The organism is Variovorax cryoconiti (assembly GCF_051216395.1).
Classification (GTDB): Bacteria; Pseudomonadota; Gammaproteobacteria; order Burkholderiales; family Burkholderiaceae_C; genus Variovorax.
The window spans coordinates 891,092-914,277 of record NZ_JBPJZI010000002.1 but is presented as its reverse complement, the minus strand read 5'-3'; the positions used below and the strand labels follow the sequence as shown (position 1 = coordinate 914,277).

At 69.4% G+C, this 23,186-nt stretch carries 24 protein-coding genes; 11 read left to right on the top strand and 13 right to left on the bottom strand.

What is annotated here, in order from left to right; translation table 11 throughout:
- Positions 1-4: 4 nt before the first annotated feature.
- The 6 genes from flgG to flgB form a co-directional block, all read right to left on the bottom strand.
- Positions 5-787, bottom strand: a complete 783-nt coding sequence (flgG, locus tag ACSFA2_RS09105) for a flagellar basal-body rod protein FlgG (protein ID WP_286648431.1) — start codon at positions 785-787, stop codon at positions 5-7.
- A 63-nt stretch (positions 788-850) separates the two neighbouring features.
- Positions 851-1,591, bottom strand: a complete 741-nt coding sequence (flgF, locus tag ACSFA2_RS09100; RefSeq protein ID WP_435454981.1) for a flagellar basal-body rod protein FlgF — start codon at positions 1,589-1,591, stop codon at positions 851-853.
- 44 nt (positions 1,592-1,635) lie between these two features.
- On the bottom strand, positions 1,636-2,868 hold the full coding sequence (flgE, locus tag ACSFA2_RS09095; protein WP_435454980.1) for a flagellar hook protein FlgE: 1,233 nt from the start codon (positions 2,866-2,868) through the stop codon (positions 1,636-1,638).
- Between the two features lie 80 nt (positions 2,869-2,948).
- On the bottom strand, positions 2,949-3,677 hold the full coding sequence (locus ACSFA2_RS09090) for a flagellar hook assembly protein FlgD (RefSeq protein ID WP_435454979.1): 729 nt from the start codon (positions 3,675-3,677) through the stop codon (positions 2,949-2,951).
- Between the two features lie 23 nt (positions 3,678-3,700).
- A complete protein-coding gene (gene flgC / locus ACSFA2_RS09085; RefSeq protein ID WP_435454978.1) occupies positions 3,701-4,117 on the bottom strand; it encodes a flagellar basal body rod protein FlgC in 417 nt (138 codons plus the stop codon).
- A 28-nt stretch (positions 4,118-4,145) separates the two neighbouring features.
- Positions 4,146-4,550, bottom strand: coding sequence for a flagellar basal body rod protein FlgB (gene flgB / locus ACSFA2_RS09080; RefSeq protein WP_435454977.1), 405 nt, complete (start codon positions 4,548-4,550; stop codon positions 4,146-4,148).
- Between the two features lie 215 nt (positions 4,551-4,765).
- Between flgB and flgA the strand changes: the two genes are divergently transcribed.
- The 5 genes from flgA to ACSFA2_RS09055 all read left to right on the top strand — a co-directional run bounded on the left by flgA (position 4,766) and on the right by ACSFA2_RS09055 (position 8,582).
- Positions 4,766-5,476, top strand: a complete 711-nt coding sequence (gene flgA / locus ACSFA2_RS09075) for a flagellar basal body P-ring formation chaperone FlgA (RefSeq protein ID WP_435454976.1) — start codon at positions 4,766-4,768, stop codon at positions 5,474-5,476.
- Between the two features lie 80 nt (positions 5,477-5,556).
- Complete coding sequence (gene flgM / locus ACSFA2_RS09070; RefSeq protein WP_435454975.1) at positions 5,557-5,853, top strand: flagellar biosynthesis anti-sigma factor FlgM; 297 nt, start codon at positions 5,557-5,559, stop codon at positions 5,851-5,853.
- Positions 5,850-6,305 (top strand): flagella synthesis protein FlgN, encoded by a 456-nt coding sequence (locus ACSFA2_RS09065; protein ID WP_435454974.1) that lies wholly within the window; start codon positions 5,850-5,852, stop codon positions 6,303-6,305. The genes flgM and ACSFA2_RS09065 overlap by 4 nt, the downstream gene beginning before the upstream one ends.
- Before the next feature lie 76 nt (positions 6,306-6,381).
- On the top strand, positions 6,382-6,903 hold the full coding sequence (locus ACSFA2_RS09060; protein ID WP_435454973.1) for a hypothetical protein: 522 nt from the start codon (positions 6,382-6,384) through the stop codon (positions 6,901-6,903).
- Positions 6,904-7,022: 119 nt separating this feature from the next.
- The gene (locus ACSFA2_RS09055; protein ID WP_435454972.1) at positions 7,023-8,582 is read left to right on the top strand and encodes a methyl-accepting chemotaxis protein; all 1,560 of its coding nucleotides are present in this window, start codon (positions 7,023-7,025) and stop codon (positions 8,580-8,582) included.
- A gap of 102 nt (positions 8,583-8,684) precedes the next feature.
- On the opposite strand, the gene ACSFA2_RS09050 is transcribed toward ACSFA2_RS09055, so the two are convergent.
- Positions 8,685-9,038: a hypothetical protein gene (locus ACSFA2_RS09050; protein ID WP_435454971.1), complete on the bottom strand. Its 354-nt coding sequence runs from the start codon at positions 9,036-9,038 to the stop codon at positions 8,685-8,687.
- A gap of 166 nt (positions 9,039-9,204) precedes the next feature.
- Here ACSFA2_RS09050 and ACSFA2_RS09045 point away from each other — a divergent pair, with 166 nt between their 5' ends.
- From ACSFA2_RS09045 to ACSFA2_RS09030, 4 genes are all read left to right on the top strand, one after another.
- Positions 9,205-11,055 carry a glutamine--tRNA ligase/YqeY domain fusion protein gene (locus ACSFA2_RS09045; protein WP_435454970.1) on the top strand — a complete coding sequence of 617 codons (1,851 nt, stop codon included), beginning with the start codon at positions 9,205-9,207 and terminating at the stop codon, positions 11,053-11,055.
- A gap of 70 nt (positions 11,056-11,125) precedes the next feature.
- Positions 11,126-12,013 (top strand): restriction endonuclease, encoded by an 888-nt coding sequence (locus tag ACSFA2_RS09040; protein ID WP_435454969.1) that lies wholly within the window; start codon positions 11,126-11,128, stop codon positions 12,011-12,013.
- Positions 12,014-12,067: 54 nt separating this feature from the next.
- A complete protein-coding gene (locus tag ACSFA2_RS09035) occupies positions 12,068-12,436 on the top strand; it encodes a hydroxyisourate hydrolase (protein WP_435454968.1) in 369 nt (122 codons plus the stop codon).
- Positions 12,437-12,593: 157 nt separating this feature from the next.
- A complete protein-coding gene (locus ACSFA2_RS09030; protein ID WP_435454967.1) occupies positions 12,594-13,184 on the top strand; it encodes a thioredoxin family protein in 591 nt (196 codons plus the stop codon).
- Between the two features lie 92 nt (positions 13,185-13,276).
- Here the strand turns inward: ACSFA2_RS09030 and ACSFA2_RS09025 are convergent, their stop codons facing one another.
- The 3 genes from ACSFA2_RS09025 to ACSFA2_RS09015 form a co-directional block, all read right to left on the bottom strand.
- Positions 13,277-14,020, bottom strand: coding sequence for a response regulator (locus tag ACSFA2_RS09025; protein WP_435454966.1), 744 nt, complete (start codon positions 14,018-14,020; stop codon positions 13,277-13,279).
- Between the two features lie 72 nt (positions 14,021-14,092).
- Positions 14,093-14,518: an organic hydroperoxide resistance protein gene (locus tag ACSFA2_RS09020; protein WP_435454964.1), complete on the bottom strand. Its 426-nt coding sequence runs from the start codon at positions 14,516-14,518 to the stop codon at positions 14,093-14,095.
- Positions 14,519-14,571: 53 nt separating this feature from the next.
- The gene (locus ACSFA2_RS09015) at positions 14,572-15,591 is read right to left on the bottom strand and encodes an alpha/beta fold hydrolase (RefSeq protein ID WP_435454963.1); all 1,020 of its coding nucleotides are present in this window, start codon (positions 15,589-15,591) and stop codon (positions 14,572-14,574) included.
- Positions 15,592-15,820: 229 nt separating this feature from the next.
- Between ACSFA2_RS09015 and ACSFA2_RS09010 the strand changes: the two genes are divergently transcribed.
- Both ACSFA2_RS09010 and ACSFA2_RS09005 read left to right on the top strand, forming a co-directional pair.
- Entirely contained in the window at positions 15,821-17,173 is a 1,353-nt protein-coding gene (locus tag ACSFA2_RS09010) for an ATP-binding protein (RefSeq protein WP_435454962.1), read from the top strand.
- Positions 17,174-17,209: 36 nt separating this feature from the next.
- The gene (locus ACSFA2_RS09005; RefSeq protein WP_435454961.1) at positions 17,210-18,991 is read left to right on the top strand and encodes a cytochrome c biogenesis protein DipZ; all 1,782 of its coding nucleotides are present in this window, start codon (positions 17,210-17,212) and stop codon (positions 18,989-18,991) included.
- Between the two features lie 103 nt (positions 18,992-19,094).
- On the opposite strand, the gene ACSFA2_RS09000 is transcribed toward ACSFA2_RS09005, so the two are convergent.
- Genes ACSFA2_RS09000 through ACSFA2_RS08990 form a run of 3 tightly spaced genes read right to left on the bottom strand, consistent with a single transcriptional unit; the run spans position 19,095 to position 23,181 of the window.
- A complete protein-coding gene (locus ACSFA2_RS09000) occupies positions 19,095-20,828 on the bottom strand; it encodes an acetyl/propionyl/methylcrotonyl-CoA carboxylase subunit alpha (RefSeq protein WP_435454960.1) in 1,734 nt (577 codons plus the stop codon).
- Complete coding sequence (locus tag ACSFA2_RS08995) at positions 20,825-22,414, bottom strand: 5-oxoprolinase subunit B/C family protein (protein WP_435455011.1); 1,590 nt, start codon at positions 22,412-22,414, stop codon at positions 20,825-20,827. The genes ACSFA2_RS09000 and ACSFA2_RS08995 overlap by 4 nt, the downstream gene beginning before the upstream one ends.
- Complete coding sequence (locus ACSFA2_RS08990) at positions 22,414-23,181, bottom strand: LamB/YcsF family protein (protein WP_435454959.1); 768 nt, start codon at positions 23,179-23,181, stop codon at positions 22,414-22,416. Before ACSFA2_RS08990 ends, ACSFA2_RS08995 begins: the two co-directional genes overlap by 1 nt.
- Positions 23,182-23,186: the final 5 nt, after the last annotated feature.

The following is a 23,186-nucleotide window of genomic DNA, read 5'->3' as shown; positions in this document are numbered from 1 at the left end:
GTCATCACAGCTGGGCGAGCTTGGCCAGCATCTGGTCCGAGGTCTGCACGGCCTTGCTGTTGATTTCGTAGGCGCGCTGCGTGGCGATCATGTTCACCAGTTCCTCGACCACGTTCACGTTCGAGGCCTCGACATAGCCCTGCGTCAGGATGCCGGCGCCTTCGAGACCGGGGACCACCACGTTGGCGGCACCCGACGCGTCGGTTTCGGTGTAGAGGTTCTCGCCCATGCTCTGCAGGCCGGTCGGGTTCAGGAAGGTCGCCAGCTGCAGCTGGCCGACCTGCACCGTCGCGGTGGAGCCGGCCTGCGTCACCGACACCGTGCCGTCGCGGGCGACGGTGATGCTGGTGGCGTTCTGCGGGATGGTGATCTGCGGCTGGATCTGGAAGCCGCTGGCGGTCACCAGCTGGCCTTCGGCGTTGGTCTGGAACGAACCGTCGCGGGTGTAGGAGGTGGTGCCGTCGGGCATCAGCACCTGGAAGAAGCCGCCGCCGTTGATGGCCACGTCCTTCGGGTTGTCGGTCTTGGTCAGGTTGCCCTGCGAGTGCAGGCGCTCGGTGGCGACCACGCGCACGCCGGTGCCCAGCTGCAGGCCCGAGGGCAGGCGCGTCTGGTCGGAGGTCTGGCCGCCGACCTGGCGCATGTTCTGGTACATCAGGTCTTCGAACACGGCGCGGCTGCGCTTGAAGCCGGTGGTGCCGACGTTGGCCAGGTTGTTGGAGACGACGTCGAGCTGCGTCTGTTGCGCATCGAGGCCTGTCTTGGCGATATAGAGGGAACGGATCATGGGAAATACTCCTGTGGAACGGCGTCGTGCGCGGGCTAGGTCTCGGGGCTTGGGCTCAGCCGCTTAGCCGTACGCCAGCAACTTGTTGGCGGATTGCGCGTTGGTGTCGGCGGTCGAGATGGACTTCATCTGCATCTCGAAGCTGCGGGCGTTGGCGATCATGGCCACCATGGCCTCGACTGGATTCACGTTGCTGCCCTCGAACACGCCGCTCATGACCGTGACGGCCGGGTCGGCGTCCGCCGGTTGCAGGCCCTCGCGCATGCGGAACAGGCCGTCGTCGCCGCGTACGAGGTCGGTGGATGGCGGGTTCACCAGCTTGAGACGGCCGACCTCGGCCACGCCCACGCTCGGGTCGCCCGCACCGCGCGCCGCGATCACGCCGGTGCTGCCCACGGTGGCGGTCGCGCCCGGCGGGATCACCAGCGCGCCGTTCTCGCCGACCACCGGGCGTCCGCCCATGGTCGTGAGCTGGCCGTCGGCCGCCACCTGCAGGTTGCCCACGCGGGTGTAGGCCTCGCCGGTGGCGGTCTGCACCACCAGCCAGCCGTCACCCTTGACCGCCACGTCGAGCTCGCGGCCGGTCTCGGTGATCGGGCCGGTGCTGAAGTCGGCACCGGGCGTGGTGGCCACCACGAAGGCGCGCGTCTGCGCTTCTTCGCCGACCACCGGTACCGCACGAAACGCGTTGACCTGGGCGCGGAACCCGGGGGTCGAGACATTCGCCATGTTGTTGGCGACCGAGGCCTGTTGTTCCATGGCCTGCTTGGCGCCGCTCATCGCGACATACAGCATTCGATCCACTGGGTGCTCCTGAAAAGGTGACGAAGGAAGGCGAGGCTTGCGCGTCAGCGGATGTTGATCAGCGTCTGCATGATCTGGTCCTGCGTCTTCACCGTCTGTGCGTTGGCCTGGTAGGTGCGCTGCGCCACGATCAGGTTGACCAGCTCGGAGGTCAGGTCGACGTTGGAGGCTTCGAGCGCGCCCGAGGCCAGCGAGCCCTGCTTGCTCCCCTTGCCCGGCACGCCGGTGAGCGCCGCGCCCGAGGCCTGCGTTTCACCCCAGACGTTTTCACCCATCGGCTCCAGGCCGTTCGGGTTGGCGAAGGAGCTCAGGACCACCTGGCCAAGCAGATTGCTTTGCTCGTTCGAGTAGGTGCCGGTGATGGTGCCGTCGGGGTTGATCGAGAAGGCCGTCAGCGTGCCCGAGGTGTAGCCGTCTTGCGCGAGCTTGCGGATCTCGTTCACGTTGCCGAACTGGGTCGTGCCGGTCAGATCGACCGCCGCGGTCAGCGGCAACGCGCCGTTGCCGAAGGTCAGCGGACCGACGTTGAACGTGCCGCCGACAGGCGCCGTCATGTTGCCGTTGCCGTCGAAGGTGTAGCTGCTCAGCACCGTCGGCGTGGCGGGTGGGCCGCCCGAGGTCATCGTGACGCCGTCGATCGTGCCGTAGACATTCCAGGCGCCGGCGCCGGTCTTGACGAAGTAGGCGCCCAGCTCGTGCGGATTGCCCAGCGAGTCGTAGATCGGGCCCAGCGCGTTGGAGTAGTTGAAGGTGTCCGAATCGGCCGCGTTGAACGGCGTCTTGGTCGGCACCGCGAGGCGCGAGTCGAGGTTGAACGCCGCATCGATGCTGGTGGTCGCCTTCGGCGCCATGGAAGCGTTCGGGATCTGGATCGGTGCCGGCGTGCCGCCGTTGATGGTGCCGGTGGCCGACACGCCGTAGCCCGTCAGCTGCAGACCGGCCGCGTTGACGAGGTAGCCGGCGTTGTCGCGGGTGAACTGGCCGTTGCGCGAGTACATGACCTCACCGCTCGGGCTGGCCAGGCGGTAGAAGCCGTCGCCGTTCAGGATGGCGACGTCCAGCGGACGACTGCTGCTCTGCGTCACGCCCTGGGTGAAGTTCTGCGTCACGCTCGCGACCGAGGCGCCGAGGCCGACGCGCGATCCGGCATACACGTCCTGGAAGGTGGCAGCGGCCGACTTGAAGCCGACCGTGCCGGAGTTGGCGATGTTGTTGCCGATGACGTCGAGGTTCGCGGCGGCGACGGCCAGACCGCTGATGCCTTGGGAGAAAGCCATGATGGAGTCCTTGGTTCAATGCAATGAGGGAACGGCGCACCGCGATGCGGCGGCCGCCGGGAGAAAAGAAAAGCCTGGGGTCAGAGGAACATGCGCACGTCGGACAGGGCGATGCTCTTGCCCGTCGACAGGTCGAGCGTCACGCCGTTGGCGCCCTGCTTGACCGCAGCCACCTGGGTGAACGTGAGCGCCTCCGCCTTGACCGTGGTGCCCGCACCGACGGCCGCCACGCTGAACTGGTAGTTGCCTTCGGCGACCACCTCGCCCGCATCGTTCTTGCCGTCCCACTTGACGCCGTTGGCGCCTTCGGGGAGCGCGCCGAGTTCCATCGTGCGGACCTTGTTGCCATTGGCATCGGTGATGGTCACGGTCACGTCGGTGGCCCCCTTGGCCGGCAGTTCGACCGCGAAAGGCACTTCTTTGGGTGTCTTCACGCCGGTGGCCTTGTCTTCCACCATCTCGAGCGAGAGCGCGTTGCCCGGCGACAACACGGCGTAGCCGATCAGCGAGGCGGCCTGCAGCACCTGGCTGGAGCCGGTCTGGCTGACCAGCCCGCTGAGCGTGGCATTGAGCTGCTCGATGCCGCTGACCGTGCTCATCTGCGCGAGCTGCGAGGTGAGCTCGGCGTTCTCCATCGGGTTGAGCGGGTCCTGGTTGTTGAGCTGGGTGACGAGCAGCTTGAGGAAGCGCTTCTCGCTGTCTGCGTTGGTCGCGCCGGCGGCGCCCGAAGCTGCGGCGGCTGATGCCGCAGCGGCGGCGGCTGCAGCCGCTGGGTCGTTGGCAACGTTGGAGGTCGAAGGAATGGCCATGGTGTGAAAGTGAGAGTGGAGAGTTACTGACCGACGGTGAGCGTCTTGACCATCAGCGTCTTGGCGGTGTTGAGCACCTCGACGTTGGCCTGATAGCTGCGGGAAGCGGAAATCATGTTGGTCATCTCTTCGACCACATTGACGTTGGGCATGGCCACGTAGCCTTGCGGATTCGCGTGAGGGTTCTTGGGGTCGTAGACCATCTTGGCCGGCGACGTGTCTTCGCGGATCGACGCCACCTTCACGCCACCGACATCGCTGCGGCCGGAGCCCGCGACTTCGAACACCACCTGCTTGGCGCGGTAGGGCTGGCCGTCGGGGCCGGACACGCTCTCGGCGTTGGCGAGGTTGCTCGCCGTCACGTTCATGCGCTGCGACTGCGCCGTCATGGCGGAGCCCGCCACGTTGAAGATGTTCATCGAGTTGCTCGGGTAAGGCATGCGTTCTCTCCGGCGGCGGTGGCCGCGGTTATTGCTGGACCGCCGACAGCAGCGTCTTGATCTTGGCGCCGATGACCGTGAGGTTCGACTCGTAGCGCAACGCGTTGTCGGCGAAGTTGATGCGCTCCACGTCCATCTCGACGGTGTTGCCGTCGATGCTGGACTGGTTGGGCACCCGGTAGAGCAGGTTCTGGTCGGGCATGGCCTGCGCTTCGGCGCGGATGTGGCGCGACGAGGTGACCGCCATGCTCATCGACTGCGAGGCCCGGCCGCGCTCGACGGCCTCGGTCAGGCGGCTGCTGAAATCGATGTCGCGCGCCTTGTAGTTGGGCGTGTCGGCGTGGGCGATGTTCGACGCCAGCACCTCCTGGCGCTGGGCGCGCAGGTTGAGTGCTTCGCGGTTGAAGTTCAAGGCTGCATCGAGCTTGTCCATCGTGTGCTTCCATGGGTTGGAGGGGCATCGCTTCAGCACGAGGCGTGGCGACTGATGGAAAGCGAGTCTAGGCACGAGCCGCTTTTGCAATGGGTCGAACAAAGGGTGTTTTCGGCGTCACTTCCTCACTTCGCGGGCGGGGTCCGCTCCCTAGAATTGCTCGCATCAAGGACACCCCGCGCCCCTGTATGCGCACCGTGCTCCGACCCCCTGCCATGACGCCTCGCCACCTTCTTTGCCGCTCGCTGCCCGCCACCCTGGCGGCCCTGGCCACCGTGCTCGGCGCGGGCGCCGCCGGCGCCGCGGAACCGCTCCCCGGTCCGGCCATGGCCGCGATCGAACGGCTGATCGCGCGCCAGACCGCCGGCCTGCCCGGCAAGGCCACGGTGACCGCCGCCCTGCCCGGCACCGCCGAGCTGCCGGCGTGCGATGCCTTCGACGCCTTCCTGCCCACCGGCGCCGCCGCGCGCGGTCGGCTGTCGATCGGCCTGCGCTGCCGCACCGGCGCCGCGTGGACACGCTTCGTGCCGGCCTACGTGAAGGTCGAAGGCACCTACTACGTGGCGACCCGCACCATCGAGCCCGGCGACGCCATCGGGCTGGCCGACCTCACGGCGCAGACCGGTGACCTGGCCGCCCTGCCCCGCTCGGTCGTCACCAGCGACAGCGAACTGGCGGGCGTCCGCGCCACCGGCCGCATCGCCGCCGGCGCGCCGTTGCGCCGGGAACTGCTGCGTGCCCCCACGGTCATCCAGCAGGGCCAGTCGGTCCAGGTGGTGGCGCAGGGCGCCGGCTTCACCGTCAGCACCGAAGCCCGGGCCCTGACGCAGGCCGCCGCGGGCGGGGTGGCGCGGGCCAAGACCCTGGACGGACGGATGGTGACGGGCGTGGCCGACGAGGACGGGCAAATCGTCCTGTCGCAATGAGCCGCGCGGAAAATTTCACGCCCGGCCTAAAGTTCTCGTCCAAGCTGCCGATATCTGGGTCAACCTGCTAAGGAACCATCGTGAAGATCAACCCACCCGCCCCACCGACCACGCCCCTCGCCGCGGCGCCCAAGGCGAGCGCCGCCGCGGCGGCGGGCGCCGATGCAGCCGAACGAACCAAGGAGGCTGCCTTGAAATCCGCTGCACGGGTGCGCGTCATGCCCAACCCCGCCGCCAACGGCGAATTCGACGCGGAACGCGTCGCGGCGATCCGCGAGGACATCCGCGCCGGCCGCTACCAGATCAACCCCGAAGGCATCGCCGACGGCCTGCTGGCCAGCGTGCGCGACCTGATCGACTCGAAGCCCAAGCCGTGAACACCCTGCTGGCCGACCTCTGCGCCGAAATTTCCTGCCTGAAAGACTTTCTGGCGGCCTTGAACCGCGAGGAAAAGGCGATGCTCGAAGGCCGCTTTCATGACCTGGCCGCCATCACCGAGGAAAAGACCCGGCTGATGGACCGGATGGCCGAACTCGACCTGGTGCGCGAAGCCACCCAGTGCGCCCTGGGCCACCTGCCGGGCAGCGAGGGCGCCAGCGCCGCGGCCCACGCCGCCGGCGAAGCCACCGAGCAGGCCTGGAAGAGCCTGATGCAGCTGGCCGAGGAAGCCCGCAGCGCCAACCAGCGCAACGGCTCGATGGTCTACAGCCACCTCGACTTCACCCAGCGCGCCCTGCATTTCCTGCAGGCCAGCACCGAGCTCTTCTACGGCCCCGACGGCGTGCGCAAGCCCACGTCGGCGTCGCGCGGCCATATCGCCCTCGGCTGAGCCCGGCCGCCCGACCCGCATGCCGAACACCCCCCGCCACGCTTCTCCCCCACGACCTTCCCGGCGCAACCGGGCCTTGGCCGCTTTTCCGTGGGTGCTGCTGGCCTGCGCACTGGCGCTGTTCGGCTTTGCCGCCTACATCTCGCTGCGCTATGCCGAAGCGGCGTCCGGCGCAGGAGGCAGCGGTGCCGCCGCCAACGGCCTCTGGGGGCAATTCGGCTTCCTCATGGGCGGCATCGTCGGGCCGGCCCTGGGCTTTCTGACGGTCGTGGCGCTGGCCATGACGCTGCTGATGCAACTGAACGCCGCGGCAGAAGCCCGCCGCGAGGCCGACACGCTTCGGCAAGAGGCGGAGCAGCGCGCCCGGCCGGCCTTTCTGGAAGCCAAGCTGGCCGCGCTCAGCACGCTGATCAATGCCGCCAACCACGAGATCTACCGTGCGGGCGGCACCACGGTCGAACAGCGCCAGGTCTGGGACGACCGCAAGAACGCCTTCCTCGTCGAGATGGACGCGACCTTCGCCGCGCTGCGGGCGCTCGAGCCGCTGGCGCCGCCCGAGGCACCCGACGCCGCCAGCGCAGCCGCCCCGGCGGTCTGAGCAAAACCGCACGCGTCGCGCAAGTGCGATGCGGCAGCCGCCTGCAGAAATGCCGCGTTCTGCCGATACGCAGCCAAGGGCTGTCGACGGGCGGCGGCCCGATCCGCCATCCGACCTCGATGAAAACACTGAACAACCTCAAGATCGGTACCCGCATGGGTGCCGCGTTCGCCACGCTGCTGGCCCTGCTGATGCTGGTGCTGGTCATGGGCCTCGCGTCGATGCGCAGCATCGATCGCCACCTCGACACCATCGTGCACAACAACAATGCCAAGGTGGCCGCCGTGGACACGATGCAGAACGCGACCCGCGACATCCTGGCGTCCACCGTCGTGGTCGTGCTCCTGGACAACGAGAAGGACATGGCCGAAGAGATGAAGCGCATCACGGCGGCCAAGGCGCGCTACGGTGCCGCCAAGGACACCCTGGCCAAGCTGATGGTCAGCGACACCGGCAAGGGCAAGCTCGCCAAGGTCGACGAAGCCGCCGTGCGCAGCACCTCGGCCACGGGGCTGGTGATCGACATGGGGTTGAAGAACCTGAACGACGAAGCCACCCGCGCGCTCATGCAACAGGCGCGACCGGCCCTGCAAGCCACCCTGGCGCTGCTGGAAGAGCTGGCCATCCACGAGAGCCAGCTGAGTGAAGCCGCCTCGGTCCAGGCCAGCCATGACTACCGCCGCGCCACCCAGCTCATGATCGCCGTCGGCGGCATCGCGCTGGCGCTCGGCGCCTGGGTGGCGTGGTTCATCACCCGATCCATCACCCGGCCGATTGGTGAAGCCATGCTGGTTGCCGAAGCCGTGGCCGCCGGTGACCTGAGCTCGCGCGTCGAGGCGCGTTCGCGCGACGAAACCGGCCGGCTCATGACCGCGCTGAAGACGATGAACGAGAACCTCGCCAAGGTGGTCGGTGAAGTGCGCCAGGGCACCGACACCATGGCCACCGCCTCGAGCCAGATCGCCTCGGGCAACCAGGACCTGTCCTCGCGCACCGAGCAGCAGGCCAGCTCGCTGGAAGAGACCGCTGCGTCGATGGAAGAACTGACCTCGACCGTCAAGCAGAACGCCGACAACGCCCGCCAGGCCAACCAGCTGGCCGTCTCCGCCTCGGAAGTGGCCGTGCGCGGCGGCAGTGTGGTCAGCCAGGTGGTCGACACCATGAGCGCGATCAACACCTCCAGCCGCAAGATCGTGGACATCATCGCGGTCATCGACGGCATCGCCTTCCAGACCAACATTCTGGCGCTCAACGCTGCCGTGGAAGCGGCACGCGCCGGCGAGCAGGGCCGTGGCTTTGCGGTGGTCGCCTCCGAAGTGCGCAGCCTGGCGCAACGCTCGGCGGCTGCGGCCAAGGAAATCAAGGGCCTGATCGACGACTCGGTGGGCAAGGTCGCCGCCGGCAGTCACCAAGTCGCGGAAGCGGGCCAGACGATGGAAGAGATCGTGGCCAGCGTGAAGCGGGTGACCGACATCATGGGCGAGATCATGTCGGCCAGCCACGAGCAGACCCAAGGCATCGAGCAGATCAACCAGGCCATCAGCCAGATGGACCAGGTCACGCAGCAGAACGCGGCGCTGGTGGAAGAAGCCGCCGCAGCGGCCGGCTCGCTGCAGGAGCAGGCGGCCACACTGGTCGGTGCGGTCAGCGTCTTCAAGCTGGAAGCCACGGCGCACTGACGGCACCAACGACGAAGCGCGCGCCCGGCCTGTCAGCCGGAGCGCGCGCTTCTTGTCTTCAAGTCAGCCGTCAGCCCTGCGGGCCGGCCAACTCAACGGTACTCAGCGGTAGTGACCGCCGTGGCGGTGGCCGCCATGGCCGCCGTAGCCGCCATGGCCCCGGTAGTAGCCGGGGGCCGGACGGTAGTACACCGGCGGCGGCGCGTAGTACACGGGCGCCGGGCGGTAGTACACCGGCGGTGCCGGACGGTAGTAGACCGGCGGCGGTGCGTAGTACACCGGCGGCGGGGCGTAGTAGGTCGGTGCGGCCACGCCGAGCGCAATGCCGGGTGCATTGATGCCGACCGACCAGCTCACGTCACCACGGGCGCTGGCGGCCGATGCGCCGAGCAACGCTGCGGCGGCGACGGCACCACTGGCCATCCATTTGAAGAAGGTCGAACGTGTGAGGCTCATGACGGGACTCCTGTAAAACTTTTGACGGACTCCTGATTGATTCCGCCGGTCGGGCGACTGACGCCCATGTATGCATTGAACGCGTCAGCTGTTAATCAGGTTCACTCCGCCCCGTGAAGTTCGTTGCCAAAGGTAACTCATGCACCCCCGCCTCTAGAATGAACCAATGACCTCCCCAGCCGACAAAGACGCCGCCAAAGCCGGCGCCGCGCCCAGTAATTTCTTGCGCCACGTCATCGAAAACGACCTCGAGCAGAACACCTATTCCGGCCGCCAGTGGGGCGGCTCGCCCGGCGACGCCAAGCACCATGCCGACGGCATGCCCGACCCGGCCAAGGTCCGCATGCGCTTTCCGCCCGAGCCCAACGGCTACCTGCACATCGGCCACGCCAAGAGCATCTGGCTGAACTTCGAGCTGGCCAAGGAATACGGCGGCGTGTGCCACCTGCGCTTCGACGACACCAACCCGGAGAAGGAAGAGCAGGAATACGTCGACAGCATCCGCGACGCGGTGCAGTGGCTGGGCTACGAAACTTACCTGGCCGACCGCCCCAGTGCCCCCGGCACGCTGCAGCCGCACGAATATTTCGCCAGTGACTACTTCGACTTCATGTACCGCGCGGCCGAGTACCTGATCGAAAGCAAGCTCGCCTACGTCGACGAGCAGACGCCCGAAGAGATGCGCGCGAACCGCGGCGACTTCGGCAAGCCGGGCACCGACAGCCCCTTCCGCGCGCGCACGGTTCAGGAGAACCTCGACCGCTTCCGCGCCATGCGCGACGGCCAGCTCGAAGACGGTGCCGCCATCCTGCGCGCCAAGATCGACATGGCCAGCCCCAACATCAACCTGCGCGACCCGGCCCTCTACCGCATCCGCCGGGCCACGCACCACAACACCGGCGACAAGTGGTGCATCTACCCGATGTACACCTTCGCGCACCCGATCGAAGACGCGCTGGAGCAGATCACCCATTCGATCTGCACGCTGGAATTCGAAGACCAGCGCCCCTTCTACGACTGGCTGCTCGACAACCTCGCGGCCGGCGGCCTCATCGCCAGCCCGCACCCGCGCCAGTACGAGTTCGCGCGCCTGAACGTGACGCACGTGCTCACCAGCAAGCGCAAGCTGCGCCAGCTGGTCGAAGAAGGCCACGTCGACGGCTGGGACGACCCGCGCATGCCCACCCTGGCCGGCCTGCGCCGCCGCGGCTACACGCCCGAGGCCCTCAAGCTCTTCTGCGAACGCAGCGGCACCACCAAGTCCGCCGGCGGCTGGACCGACTACGCCGCCCTCGAAGCCGCGCTGCGCGAAACCCTCGACCCCATCGCCCCGCGCGCCATGGCCGTGCTCGACCCGGTGAAGCTCGTCATCACCAACTGGGGTGAGCTGATGGGCGGCGACGACGTGCTCGACGACTGCAGCGCACCGGTGCACCCGCACCACCCCGAAATGGGCGAACGCCATTTCAAGATCGGCCGCGAGGTCTGGATCGAACGCACCGACTACGAAGACGTGCCGCCCAAGGGTTTCACTCGCCTGTTCCCGGCCTACACCAACACCAGCGGCCAAGCCATCGCGGCCAGCAAGGTGCGCCTGAAATACGGCCACACCATCGAATGCACCGGCGCCACGCGCGACGCCAACGGCCAACTGCTCGAAGTGCAGGCCACGCTGGTGCCCGACACCAAGAGCGGCACGCCGGGTGCGGACGCGGTGAAGGTGAAAGGGAACATCACCTGGGTCGCGGTGGCGGATGCTGTGGCGGCGGAGGTGCGGTTGTATGAGCGGCTGTTTGCCGAGGCACAGCCTGGCAGCGGGGAACTGCTGGACGAGTTGAACAAGAACAGCCTGGTGACGTGCTCGGCGTTCGTGGAGCCCTCATTGGCGAAGGCGGAAGGCGGTGCCGGGTTCCAGTTCGAGCGGCATGGTTACTTCGTCGTGGACGCAAAGACGGCTGGTGCCGGCCAGCGTGTTTTCAATCGTGCGGCGGGGATGCGGGACAGCTGGGGCAAGTGAACAAGTAGTCGGTGACACACCAAGAACGGCCATGTCCAGCTCCAGGAGACAAGATCACGATCGCCCGCGCATGAAGGCACGCACCGACCTCGCCGGCAAAGGCCTGGCCGCCCTGGTCATCGGCGTCCTGCTCCTCACCGTCATCCCCAACGTGATGCGCAGCCAATTGGGCCCGACCATCGGTCAGGTCCTGCGTCCGGCGGGTTGGGTGGCGCTGATGCTGGGCGCGGTCCTGCTGGTGGTGAACTACTTCGTCCAGCGTTCGAACCAGGCGCCGGTTGTCGAACCGCCGCGGTCCGTCACACCGGAAACGGCGCCGCTGTCGAAGAAGCTGGCCGCGCGCAAGCCACCGGCCGCGCCCGTGGCGCCGCCTGCGCCGACGGGCGTGCGGCAGCAAGCGAGTTGGAACCCGATCGTTCTCGCCGACATCGAGTGGCGCCGCTTCGAGGCCGTGTGCGAGGCCTTCTATGCGCAGGCGGGGCTCGCGACGCACAGCCAGTCGCACGGCGCGGATGGCGGCGTGGACATCTGGCTGGAATCGCAGCACATGGACCAGCCGCGCATCGTCCAGTGCAAGCATTGGCAGGGCAAGCCGGTGGGCGTGAAGGAGATGCGCGAATTCCTCGGCGTGATGACGGCGAACAAGCTGCGTCACGGCACCTTCGTGACGAGTTCGACCTTCACCGCCGACGCTTTGGCCTTCGCTGCCGACAACGGCATCCACCTGCAGGACGGCGCGGCACTGCTCAAGCTGATCGGCCAGCGCACGCCGGAACAGCAGGCCGCCCTGCTCGCCGTGGCCTACGAAGGCGAGTACTGGCGGCCCACGTGTGCCAGCTGCGGCACCAAGATGGTCGAGCGCACCTCGGGCAAGTTCGCGCGGCCGTTCTGGGGCTGCGCCAACTATCCGACATGCCGCGGGCGGGCGATTCCGAAGGCCCGCGCCAGCACCGTCTGAACGAGGCGCTGACGGCCGCTATCCTTGCCGGACCATCACCCCAGGAGCCCTCGCATGCAAGCCGTGTCCATCCACATCGTCGACGTCGCCAACGGTGTGGTCGCCACCGGCATGCGCATCGACATCGCACGCCAGGACGGCGCGGCGGGCGCGCCCACGTGGAGCCCGGTCGTCTCCGGCCAGGTCGGCCGCAACGGCGTGGTCGAGGGCATCGAGGGCCGCGAGCGGCTGTTCGACATCGGCGTGTACGAACTGCGCCTGCATGTCGGCGACTACTACCGCACCCGCGGCACGGCCCTGCCCGCGCCGGCCTTCATGGACGTGCAGGTGTTCCGCTTCGGCATCGCCGACCTCTCGCAGCACTACCACCTGCCGGTGAAGCTCACGCCCTGGGGGCTGTCGTGCTTCCGCGGCGCGGCCTGACAAGGCCCGAGGCACGGATGGCGGGCGGCCCCCCGACGAAACAGAGTGTGTGAAGCGCCGGCCTTCATACAGTGCGATACGCAGGAGGCACTGAAGCCCGGTGGTGCGGCGAACAATGGCCGGGTCAACCCCGACCGACCACCTTCAGAGGCCCCCCATGCGCATCCGCACCAGCGTTCTCGCCCTCACCGCGGCCACGGCCGCATGCATCGCCGCACTCACCTTCGCCGCACCGCCGGCCGGCGGCAACATGCCGGCCGGCAGCACCCGCGCCGCGCCGGAGTTCCAGCAGATCGACACCTGGCTCAACTCGCCGCCCCTGCGGCTCGACGCGCTGCGCGGCAAGGTGGTGCTGGTCGACTTCTGGACCTACACCTGCATCAACTGCCTGAACCACCTGCCCGCGGTGAAGGACTGGCATGCCCGCTACAAGGACCAGGGCCTGGTGGTGGTGGGCGTGCACACGCCGGAGTTCCCCTACGAGAAGTCGACCAAAAATGTGCGCGAGGCCATCGAGCGGCTGCACATCCAGCATGCGGTGGCGCAGGACAACAGCTACGGCACCTGGAAGGCCTTCAACAACCAGTACTGGCCGGCCATCTACCTGATCGACAAGCAGGGGAAGATCGTCTATTCGCACTTCGGCGAAGGCCGCTACGGCGAGACCGAGAAGAAGATCCAGGCCCTGCTGGCCGAGCCGGCCTCGGCCGACACGGCGCCGGCAGCCGCCACGCCCAAAGGCGCATGAGATGAAGAGCCTGTGGTTCGCCCTGCTCTTCCTGGCGGGCGGCTTCTCGCACGAGGTTCGCAACCCGGTCGGCTGCGAATGCATCAGCACCGCTACGCGCGGGCTTCGACCGCCGACGAAAAGACGTAGCCCTCGCTGCGAACCGTCTTGATGTAGCGCGGCTCGCGCGCGTCGTCGCGCAGCCGCTGGCGCAGCCGGCTGACCAGGAGGTCGATGGAACGCTCGAACAGCTCGGCGTCGCGGCCCTGCGTCATGCTGAGCAACTGGTCGCGGCTGAGCACCCGCTGCGGATGGTCGAGGAACACGCGCAGCAGCCGGTATTCGGCACCGCTGAGCGCGACCATCGTGCCGCTCGCGTCGATCAGGTGGCGGGCGATGGTGTCGACCCGCCAGTCACCGAAGGCCAGCGTCGACGCGTCGTCGGCCGCCACGTGCATGTTGGGCGGCAGCATGCGGGTGCGGCGCAGCACCGCGCGGATGCGCGCCAGCAGTTCGCGCGCGGCGAAGGGCTTGGCGAGGTAATCGTCGGCGCCCATCTCGAGGCCGAGGATGCGGTCGGCCTCTTCGCTGCGCGCGGTGAGCATGAGGATCGGCGTGGCCTTGTACTTGCCCGCACGCAGGTCGCGGCACAGCGTGAGCCCGTCTTCGCCCGGCAGCATCAGGTCGAGGATGATCAGGTCGAAGGGGCCCGAACTCTCCAGCGCCGCCCGCATGTGGCGGCCGGTGGGCACGCCGGTCACCCGCAGGCCGTTCTTCACCAGGTAGGTGGTGAGCAGTTCGCGGATCTCGCGGTCGTCGTCGACGATGAGCACATGGTCGGAGCTTCGGGCGGTCATGGCGTGGGGTCGTGCGTGGGCAGCATGGCAGCCGGAATGTAGCCCGGCCGCCATGCGCGTGGGAAGCGCCGATCAGGCGACGGCGAATTCGACCTCGATGTTGCCGCGGGTCGCGTTCGAGTAGGGGCAGGTCTGGTGCGCGGCTTCGACCAGTTGCCACTTCTGCGCATCGCTCAGCCCGGGCAGCGTGACGCTGAGCTTCACCGCCAGCGCGTAGGCGGCGTCGCCCGCGGTCTTGCCGAGCGAGACCTCGGCATCGACCGCCACGCCGTCGGGCACCCGGATGCCGAGCCGGCCGCCGGCCAGCTGGATGGCGCCCATGAAGCAGGCCGAATAGCCGACGCCGAACAATTGCTCGGGGTTGGTGCCGGGCTTGCCCGAGCCGGGCGGGCTGAGCTGCACGTCGAGTGCGCCATCGCTGGATGTGCCGGCGCCGTCGCGGCCGCCGGTGGTGTGGGTGTGGGCGGTGTAGAGCCGGTTCTCGATCTTCAAGGTCATGGTGACTTCCTTCGTTGGTTGCGGATTGGGAAAGGGAACGGAATCAGGGCGCGTCAGGCGCGGGCGCGCACCAGCGTCATCACCGCATCGGCGAAGACCTGGGGCGCTTCCTGCGGCACGTTGTGGCCGGCCTTCACCACGCGGTGGGTGCGCGGGCCGGTGAACTTCGCGGCATAGGCGCTGCCGTCGGTGGCGGGCACCACGCCGTCGGAGTCGCCGTCCATCGTGAGGGTCGGCACGCCGATGGTCGGGAAGGTGGCCAGCTTCTTCTCCAAGGCCTCGTAGGCCGGGAAGCCGTCCGCCAGGCCGAGGCGCCAGCGGTAGTTGTGGATGACGATCGCGACGTAGTCCGGGTTGTCGAAGGACGCTGCGGTGCGTGCGAAGGTCGCGTCGTCGAAGGCCCACTTCGGCGAGTTCGTGGTCCACAGGATGCGCGCGATGTCGCGCCGGTTCGCCTCCAGGCCGAGCCGGCCGCGCTCCAGTGCGAAGTAGTACTGGTACCACCAGCCGTGCTCCGCCTTGGCCGGCAGCGGCAACTGGTTGCCGGGCCGGTTGGTCATGATGTAGCCGTTGACCGACAGCAGGCCGAGGCAGCGTTCCGGCCACAGCGCGGCGAGGATGCAGGCGGTGCGCGCGCCCCAGTCATAGCCGACCATCACCGCCCGGTCGATCTTCAGTGCGTCGAGCAGTGCGATCTGGTCGAGCGCCACCGCGGCCTGCTGCGCCGAGCGTGGGTTGGCGCTGTCGAGGAAGCGGGTGCTGCCGTGGCCGCGCAGGTGCGGCACGATGACGCGGCAGCCCTGGGCCGCGAGCAGCGGTGCCACCTCGGCATAGCTGTGGATGTCGTACGGAAAGCCGTGCATCAGCAGCACCGGCACGCCGTCGGCGGGGCCCATCTCGACATAGCCGACGTCGAGTTCGCCCGCACGGATCTGCCGCAGGGGGCCGAACGCCGGCAGGGCCGGGCTCGCGGCATTCGCCACGCCCATGAGCCCGAGCTCTGCAGCGGCGAGGCCGACGACGGCGCCGCCCAGCAGCAGGCGTCGTTGAAGGTCGATGGAAGGGTGGGACATGCGTGCTCCTGTCTTTCTGGCGGTGTGTTGGAGCCGCCATTGGATGCACCGCATGTGTTCGCGATGTGTTCGGAAACCGGCTTCTTGTATGCCCGTGTATGTCGAACGCGCCAGATACACAGGCATACAAAAGAGGCCGGCAGGTAAGGTTCCGTGTCAAGGTGGCCGCCGGACACACTGCCATACACAGGCGCGGCGGCCACGCGATGCGGGGTCTATAAACGGCGCCATGCCCGCTCCAGCCTCCTCCTCTTCGCCCCTGCCCACCGCCTCATGGCAAGGGCTGCTGCCACGCTCGCTGTTCGCGCGGGTCACGCTGATCATCGTGGTGGGCCTGGCCATCGCGCAGCTGCTGACCTTCGCGGCCGTCCGCTACGAACGCGGCATGGCGATGCGCGAGCTGATGATGATCGGCATCGAACGCGACATCGCGAGTTCCATCGCCATCCTCGACCGCCTGCCGGCCGCGGAGCGCGAAGGCTGGCTGGCGAGGCTGGAGCGGCGCAACTACCGCTTCGTGCTCAACGGCCAGGCCGTCGGCACGGCGCCCGACAGCGCCGCCTCGCAGGCCTTCGCGAAGGCGATCGTCGACGCGCTGCGGCCCTTCGAGATCGTCAAGGTCGGCCAGGTCGCGCAACCGCCCGAAGGCCTGCAGATCGCGGTGCGGCTTGGCGACGGCTCGACCGTCGTCGTGCTGGCCCGGCGCGCCGACATGCCGCTGTCGCCGTGGGTGCTGTGGCTGCTCGCGCTGCAGCTGCTGGTGCTGGCGCTGTGCGTCTGGCACGCCGTGCGGCTGGTCACGCGGCCGCTCGCGCAGCTGGCGTCGGCCGCCGACGAACTGGGCCCCGACCTGAAGGCCCGCCGCCTCGACGAACAGGGGCCGACCGAAGTCGCCCATGCGGCGCGCGCCTTCAACGCGATGCAGCAGCGCATCGCCGGCTACATGGCCGAGCGGGTCGAGATCCTCGCGGCGATTTCGCACGACCTGCAAACGCCCCTCACCCGCATGCGGCTGCGCACCGACCTGATGGACGAGGGGCCGGAGCAGCGCAAGTTCCGCCACGACCTGGATGCAATGAGCGTGCTGGTGAAAGAGGGCGTGACCTATGCGCGCACGCTGCACGGCACCACCGAGCCGGCGTCGCGCATCGACGCCGATGCGCTGCTCGGCAGCCTGGTCGCCGACTATGCGGATACCGGGCAGCCGGTGCGGCTCGACGGCCAGCTCGGCGCACCCGTGGTGAGCCGGCCGAACGCGCTGCGGCGCATCGTGGCGAACCTGGTCGACAACGCGCTGCGCTTCGGCAGCCAGGTGCAGGTGCAACTGCGCGCCGATGCGGCCGAGCGCTTCGTCGTCGCGGTGATCGACGACGGGCCGGGCATCCCGCCCGATGAACTGGAGGCGGTGCTCAAGCCCTTCTACCGGGTCGAGGGCTCGCGCAACCGCAGCACCGGCGGCACCGGGCTGGGCTTGGCCATCGCGCATCAGCTCGCGGTCGCGATGGGCGGCCAGCTCGTGCTCCTGAACCGCGCGGAAGGCGGGCTCGAAGCCCGGCTCACGCTGCCCCGCCAATCCGCCTGAAACCCACCCCTGAGACCAGCGCCGGAGACCCCGACCATGCTCATCCTCGCCCTCGCCTACCTCGGTGGCGTGCTCACCATCCTGAGCCCCTGCATCCTGCCGGTGCTGCCCTTCGTCTTCGCACGGGCCGACCGCCCCTTTCGCGCGCATGGCCTACCGATGCTGGCGGGCATGGCGCTGTCCTTCGCGGCCATCGCCACGCTGGCGGCGGTCGGGGGCGGCTGGGTCGTCACGCTCAACGACTACGGGCGCACCGCCGCCATCGCCCTGCTCGCGCTGTTCGGGCTCACGCTGCTGTTCCCGGCGCTGGCCGACCGGCTGAGCCGGCCGCTGGTGGCCTGGGGCCAGCGCCTGGCGGCATCGCCATCGAACGCATCCGGCGCCTCGGCCTCGTGGCTGTCGCCGCTGCTGCTGGGCGTGGGCACCGGGCTGCTGTGGGCGCCCTGCGCCGGGCCGATCCTCGGGCTGATCCTGACCGGCGCCGCGCTGAACGGCGCGAGCGTCGGCACCTCGCTGCTGCTGCTCGCCTATGCCGCCGGCGCCTGCACCTCGCTGGCCGCCGCCCTGCTGCTGGGCCGGCGCGTGTTCGAGCGCATGAAGGGCTCGCTGCGCACCGGCGAGCGGGTGCGGCAGGTCGCCGGTGCGGCCGTGCTGCTGGGGGTGGGCGCGATCGCGCTGGGGCTGGACACGGGATGGCTGTCGCGCCTGTCGATCGGCACCACCACCACGCTCGAACAGGCACTGGTCGACCGGCTCGCCCCGCCCCCGGCGCAGCCGACGCGCGCTGCGATCGAGCCCGACAGCCCGATGCAAAAGGTCGCAGCGCAGCTGCCCTCGCCCACGCGCGGCCCGCGCGCCGACGGCCCGTTGTCGGCGCTGGCCGGCGCGACCGGCTGGATCAACTCGCCACCCCTCGGCGCCGACGCGTTGCGCGGCAAGGTGGTGCTGGTCGACTTCTGGACCTACTCGTGCATCAACTGCCTGCGCACGCTGCCCTACCTGCGCGCCTGGGCCGAGAAGTACAGGGACGCCGGCCTCGTGGTGGTGGGCGTGCATTCGCCGGAGTTCGCCTTCGAGAAGCGCAGGGCCAACGTGGAGAAGGCCGTCGGTGACCTGCGCATCGGCTTCCCGGTGGCGCTCGACAGCGACTTCGCCGTCTGGCGCGCCTTCGGCAACCAGTCGTGGCCGGCGTTCTACTTCATCGATGCACAGGGCCGGGTGCGCCATCGGGCGGCGGGTGAAGGCGACTACGACCAGATGGAGCGCGTGATCCAGCGCCTGCTGGCCGAGGCGGGACAGACCGCCGTGCCGTCGACACTCGCCGCGCCCGAGGGCGAAGGCACGCAGGCGGCACCAGGCGCGACACCGGCCCGATCGGGCGAGACCTACCTCGGCTACGAACGCGCCAGCGGCTTTGCCGCGGCGGGCGGCATCGTGCCCGACCGCGTGACCCCGTACGCGCCCGCATCGCCGCTGCGCACCAACGAGTGGGCCCTCAGTGGCGACTGGAAGGTGCAGAAGGAAGCGGCGGTGCTGGCGCGCCCGCTGGGGCGCATCGCCTACCGCTTCCAGGCACGCGACCTGCACCTGGTGCTGGGCCCGGCGGACAACGGCCAGCCCGTGCGCTTCCGCGTGCGCATCGATGGCCAGCCACCGGGCACCGACCACGGTGCCGACACCGACGCCGAAGGCAACGGCACCATCGATGCGCAGAAGCTCTACCAGCTGGTGCGCCAGCGCGAGAACGGCAAGCCGCGTCTGTTCGAGATCGAGTTCCTCGACGCCGGCGCGCAGGCCTACGCCTTCACCTTCGGCTGACCGCGCGCGGCGGCGGAGAAGCGCTTGCGGTATGGGCGCCCTGTTCCGGCGCACCTTCGGCGAGACGCCAGCGAGCTACCGCCAGCGGCTGGGACACGACGCGTCAGCCGATCTCGGCGATCGCCACGCCCGCCGCCACATAGGCCCCCTGCGCCACCGTCAAGGTGACGCGCCCGGCGCGGTGCGCCGTCACCTGCATCTCCATCTTCATCGCTTCCATCGAGGCGAGGGTGTCGCCGGCGGCCACGGTGTCGCCGTCGGCGACCTTCCAGGCCTGCAGCGTGCCGGAGATCGGCGCGGCGACGGCGGCCGGATCGATCGCTGCCGCCGACACCGCAGCGCCTTCGCCGGCCGCAGCGGGCGACGCGGATGGCAGCCCGCGCAGCAACGCGGCCGGCAGGCCCAGCGCCACGCGGCGGCCATCGATCTCGAGCGCCGTGCGCACCAGCGCCAGGTCGGCCAGCGGGTCGGGCCGCACCGCCGCAGCGAGCGTGTTCGCGAAGTCGGTTTCGATCCAGCGCGTGTGGACCTTGAACGCATCGTCGGCCACGAAGTCCGGCGCCGCCATCACCGCGCGGTGGAAGGGCAGCACCGACGCCACACCTTCGATGCGGAATTCCTTGAGTGCACGCCGCGCCCGCGCGATGGCCTGCGCCCGCGTGGCGCCGGTGACGATCAGCTTGGCCATCAGCGAATCGAAGGTGCCGGGCACCGTCGAGCCCGACTGCACGCCGGTGTCGACGCGCACGCCGGGGCCCGACGGCGCTTCGAACACGTGCACCGGCCCGGGCGCGGGCAGGAAGCCACGGCCGACGTCCTCGGCGTTGATGCGGAACTCGAAGGCGTGGCCGCGCGGCACCGGTGTCTCGGTGACCGACAGCGGCAGGCCGTCGGCGATGCGCAGCTGCTCGACCACGAGGTCGATGCCGGTCGTCTCTTCGGTCACCGGATGCTCCACCTGCAGGCGCGTGTTGACCTCGAGAAAGGAGATCGTGCCGTTCGGGCTCAGCAGGAACTCGACCGTGCCCGCGCCGACGTAGCCGGCCTTCGCGCACACGTCGCGCGCCGCCTGGTGGATGCGCTCGCGCTGCGCATCGCTGAGGAAGGGCGCGGGGGCTTCTTCCACCAGCTTCTGGTTGCGCCGCTGCAGCGAGCAGTCGCGCGTGCCGAGCACGACCACGTGGCCGTGCGTGTCGGCGATCACCTGCGCCTCGGCATGGCGCGGGCGGTCGAGGAACTGTTCGACGAAGCACTCTCCGCGACCGAAAGCCGTCACCGCCTCGCGCACCGCCGAGTCGTACAGGTCGGCCACCTCGTCCATGCGCCACGCGATCTTCATGCCGCGGCCGCCGCCGCCGAATGCGGCCTTGATGATGATGGGCATGCCATGCTGTTCGGCAAAAGCCAGCACCTCGGCCACGCCGGTGACCGGACCGGCCGTCCCGGCCACCAGCGGCGCGCCGACTTCGAGCGCGATCTTGCGCGCCTGCACCTTGTCGCCCAGCGCCTCGATGGCGGCGGGCGGCGGGCCGATCCAGGTGAGGCCGGCGTCGATCACCGCCTGGGCGAAGGTCGCGCTCTCCGACAGGAAACCGTAGCCGGGATGCACCGCATCCGCACCGCATCGTTTCGCCACCGCGAGCAGCTTGTCGATGTTCAGGTAGGTGTCGGCCGGGCGCTGGCCGTCGAGGCCGTACGCCTCGTCGGCCCTGCGCGCGTGCAGCGCGTCGAGGTCGGCGTCGGCATACACCCCCACCGAGGTCACGCCGTAGTCGGCACAGGCGCGCGCGATGCGCACGGCGATCTCGCCGCGGTTGGCGATGAGGACTTTCTTCATGGGGTGTCTCGGGTGGTGGCGCTGAATGCGCGGAGGGGGTTGAAGCGCACCTGCGCGCCGATGGGGATCTGCCCCGCGCGGTCCAGGTGGTGCGGCGCGACGGCGCCGATCACCGGGTAGCCGCCGGTCAATGGATGGTCGGCCAGGAAGAGCACGGGCTGGCCGCTCGGCGGCACCTGGATCGCGCCGAGGGCCGTGCCTTCGCTCGGCAGCTCGCCGGCGTGCTCGCGTGCCAGCGGCGTCTCGCCGGCCAGCCGCAGGCCGACGCGGTTCGATTGCGGCGTGACGGTCCACCGCTGGCTCGCCAGCAGCGCGACGGCCTCGGGCGTGAACCAGTCGGTGCGCGGGCCCATCACCACGTCGAGCACGACGATCTCTTGCGCGGTCGGCAGGTCGTCACGCGGTGACTCGGGCGCGCCGACGATGGCGCCGCGCGTGACCGCGTGCACCGGCAGCACATCACCCGCGCGGAGGTGCGGCGGACCGACGTGCGCGAGCGTGTCGGTCGACCGGCTGCCGAGCACGGGCGCGATGGCGAAGCCACCACGCACCGCGAGGTAGCTGCGGATGCCGGCGCGCGGTTCGCCGAGCGCGAGGCGGTCGCCGTCGGACAGCGCGATGGCTTCGTGGCTGGGCACGGCGCATCGAACGCCGCTCGCACGCACGAGTTCGATCGGCGCGTCGGCACCGGCGAAGGCGACGACGTTGTCGCCGCGACTCGTCACCTGGAAACCGCCGTAGACGATCTCGACGCAGGCCGCATCGCTCGCATTGCCGACGAGGCGGTTGGCCGCGCGCAGGGCGCCCTGGTCCATCGCACCCGAGGCCGACACGCCCTGCCCGGCCTGGCCATGGCGGCCGAGGTCCTGGAACAGCGCCTGCAGGCCGGTGCTGCGAACGATGAGCGCGGGGCCGTCGTGCTTCGGTGCTTCAACGGGCGTGGCTGGCGGTGCCGGTGCCACCGCCGCGCGCTGCCCCGACACATCGACGAAGCGCACGGTGAAGCCCGGCTGCAGCAAGGCAGGCACGTCGCGGCCCAGGTCCCACATCGGCGTCGTGGTCACGCCGATGATCTGCCAGCCTCCGGGGCTGGCCTGCGGGTAGACGCCGCTGAACCGGCCGGCCAGCCCGACCGCGCCCGCGGGGATGCGCGTGCGCGGCGTGGTGCGGCGCGGCACATCGAGGCTCGGATGGCCGCCGCTCAGGTAGGCGAAGCCGGGCGCGAAGCCGGTGAAGGCGACGGTGTAGTCGCTGCCGGTGTGGCGGCGGATGACTTCGTCGCGCGAGATGCCGAGCATCTGCGCGACGTCGCCCAAGTCTTCGCCGTCGTAGTCGACCGGGATCTCGACGCGCGTGCTCGCACGTTCGACCGGCCCGGCGAGGCTGCGTCGCCCGATGCGTTCGACCAGGGCGTCGTGCGTGACGGTGGTCGGCCGGAAGCGGACCATGATCGTGCGCGCGGCCGGCACCAGTTCGTCGATGCCGTCGATGGGCTCGGCCTGCAGCGATGCCAAGAGCGCCAGCGTCTGCGGCAGGTCGTCGAGTTCGACCAGCAGCGCGTCGAGGTTGACGTGCAGGAAGCGCATCATCGGCCCGCCTCCACGAAGGCACAAATCGCCACGCCCGAGCGTTCGAGCAATGCGCGCACCTGGCGCGCCAACTCGACCGCGCCGGGGCTGTCGCCGTGCACGCAGACCGACTCGGCCTGCAGGCGCACGGTGCTGCCGTCGATGGCAGTGACGACACCCTTGGTCGCAAGGCGCAGCATGCGCTCGGCCACCTCGTGCGCGTCGTGCAGCACGGCGCCCTTCTCACGGCGCGAAACCAGCGAGCCGTCGGGCAGGTAGGCGCGGTCGGCGAAGGCTTCGGCCACGGTGTGCAGGCCACTGGCCTGGGCCCAGCCGAGCAGCGGCGAGCCGGCCAGGCCGACCAGCACCAGCGACGGGTCGATCGCGCGGATGGCGGCGATCACGTCACGCGCCTGGCGCTCGTCGTGCGCGATGGTGTTGTAGAGGGCGCCGTGCGGCTTGACGTAACGCACCGTGGTGCCGGCCGCCGCAGCCAGGCCCTTGAGCGCGCCGATCTGGTAGATCACGTCGGCCTGCAGGTCGGCGCTGGCCACGTCCATGGCGCGGCGGCCGAAGCCGGCGAGGTCGGGGTAGGCCACATGCGCGCCGACCGCCACGCCGCGCTCGGCCGCGCGGCGCAGCGTCTGCAGGATGCCGGCTGCATCGCCGGCGTGGAAGCCGCACGCCACATTGGCGCTGCTCACGATGCCGAGCATCGCGTCGTCGTCGCCCATGCGCCACGCGCCCAGGCTTTCGCCCAGGTCGCTGTTCAGGTCCATCTTCATTCGGG

Bases quoted from the DNA above. Each gene is read 5' to 3' on its own strand.
- flgG (WP_286648431.1), bottom strand. From the start codon at position 787: ATGATCCGTTCCCTCTATATCGCCAAGACAGGCCTCGATGCGCAACAG.
- flgE (WP_435454980.1), bottom strand. From the start codon at position 2,868: ATGGCTTTCTCCCAAGGCATCAGCGGTCTGGCCGTCGCCGCCGCGAAC.
- ACSFA2_RS09090 (WP_435454979.1), bottom strand. From the start codon at position 3,677: ATGGCCATTCCTTCGACCTCCAACGTTGCCAACGACCCAGCGGCTGCA.
- flgC (WP_435454978.1), bottom strand. From the start codon at position 4,117: ATGCCTTACCCGAGCAACTCGATGAACATCTTCAACGTGGCGGGCTCC.
- flgB (WP_435454977.1), bottom strand. From the start codon at position 4,550: ATGGACAAGCTCGATGCAGCCTTGAACTTCAACCGCGAAGCACTCAAC.
- flgA (WP_435454976.1), top strand. From the start codon at position 4,766: ATGACGCCTCGCCACCTTCTTTGCCGCTCGCTGCCCGCCACCCTGGCG.
- ACSFA2_RS09055 (WP_435454972.1), top strand. From the start codon at position 7,023: ATGAAAACACTGAACAACCTCAAGATCGGTACCCGCATGGGTGCCGCG.
- ACSFA2_RS09050 (WP_435454971.1), bottom strand. From the start codon at position 9,038: ATGAGCCTCACACGTTCGACCTTCTTCAAATGGATGGCCAGTGGTGCC.
- ACSFA2_RS09045 (WP_435454970.1), top strand. From the start codon at position 9,205: ATGACCTCCCCAGCCGACAAAGACGCCGCCAAAGCCGGCGCCGCGCCC.
- ACSFA2_RS09040 (WP_435454969.1), top strand. From the start codon at position 11,126: ATGAAGGCACGCACCGACCTCGCCGGCAAAGGCCTGGCCGCCCTGGTC.
- ACSFA2_RS09035 (WP_435454968.1), top strand. From the start codon at position 12,068: ATGCAAGCCGTGTCCATCCACATCGTCGACGTCGCCAACGGTGTGGTC.
- ACSFA2_RS09030 (WP_435454967.1), top strand. From the start codon at position 12,594: ATGCGCATCCGCACCAGCGTTCTCGCCCTCACCGCGGCCACGGCCGCA.
- ACSFA2_RS09025 (WP_435454966.1), bottom strand. From the start codon at position 14,020: ATGACCGCCCGAAGCTCCGACCATGTGCTCATCGTCGACGACGACCGC.
- ACSFA2_RS09020 (WP_435454964.1), bottom strand. From the start codon at position 14,518: ATGACCTTGAAGATCGAGAACCGGCTCTACACCGCCCACACCCACACC.
- ACSFA2_RS09015 (WP_435454963.1), bottom strand. From the start codon at position 15,591: ATGTCCCACCCTTCCATCGACCTTCAACGACGCCTGCTGCTGGGCGGC.
- ACSFA2_RS09010 (WP_435454962.1), top strand. From the start codon at position 15,821: ATGCCCGCTCCAGCCTCCTCCTCTTCGCCCCTGCCCACCGCCTCATGG.
- ACSFA2_RS09005 (WP_435454961.1), top strand. From the start codon at position 17,210: ATGCTCATCCTCGCCCTCGCCTACCTCGGTGGCGTGCTCACCATCCTG.
- ACSFA2_RS09000 (WP_435454960.1), bottom strand. From the start codon at position 20,828: ATGAAGAAAGTCCTCATCGCCAACCGCGGCGAGATCGCCGTGCGCATC.
- ACSFA2_RS08995 (WP_435455011.1), bottom strand. From the start codon at position 22,414: ATGCGCTTCCTGCACGTCAACCTCGACGCGCTGCTGGTCGAACTCGAC.
- ACSFA2_RS08990 (WP_435454959.1), bottom strand. From the start codon at position 23,181: ATGAAGATGGACCTGAACAGCGACCTGGGCGAAAGCCTGGGCGCGTGG.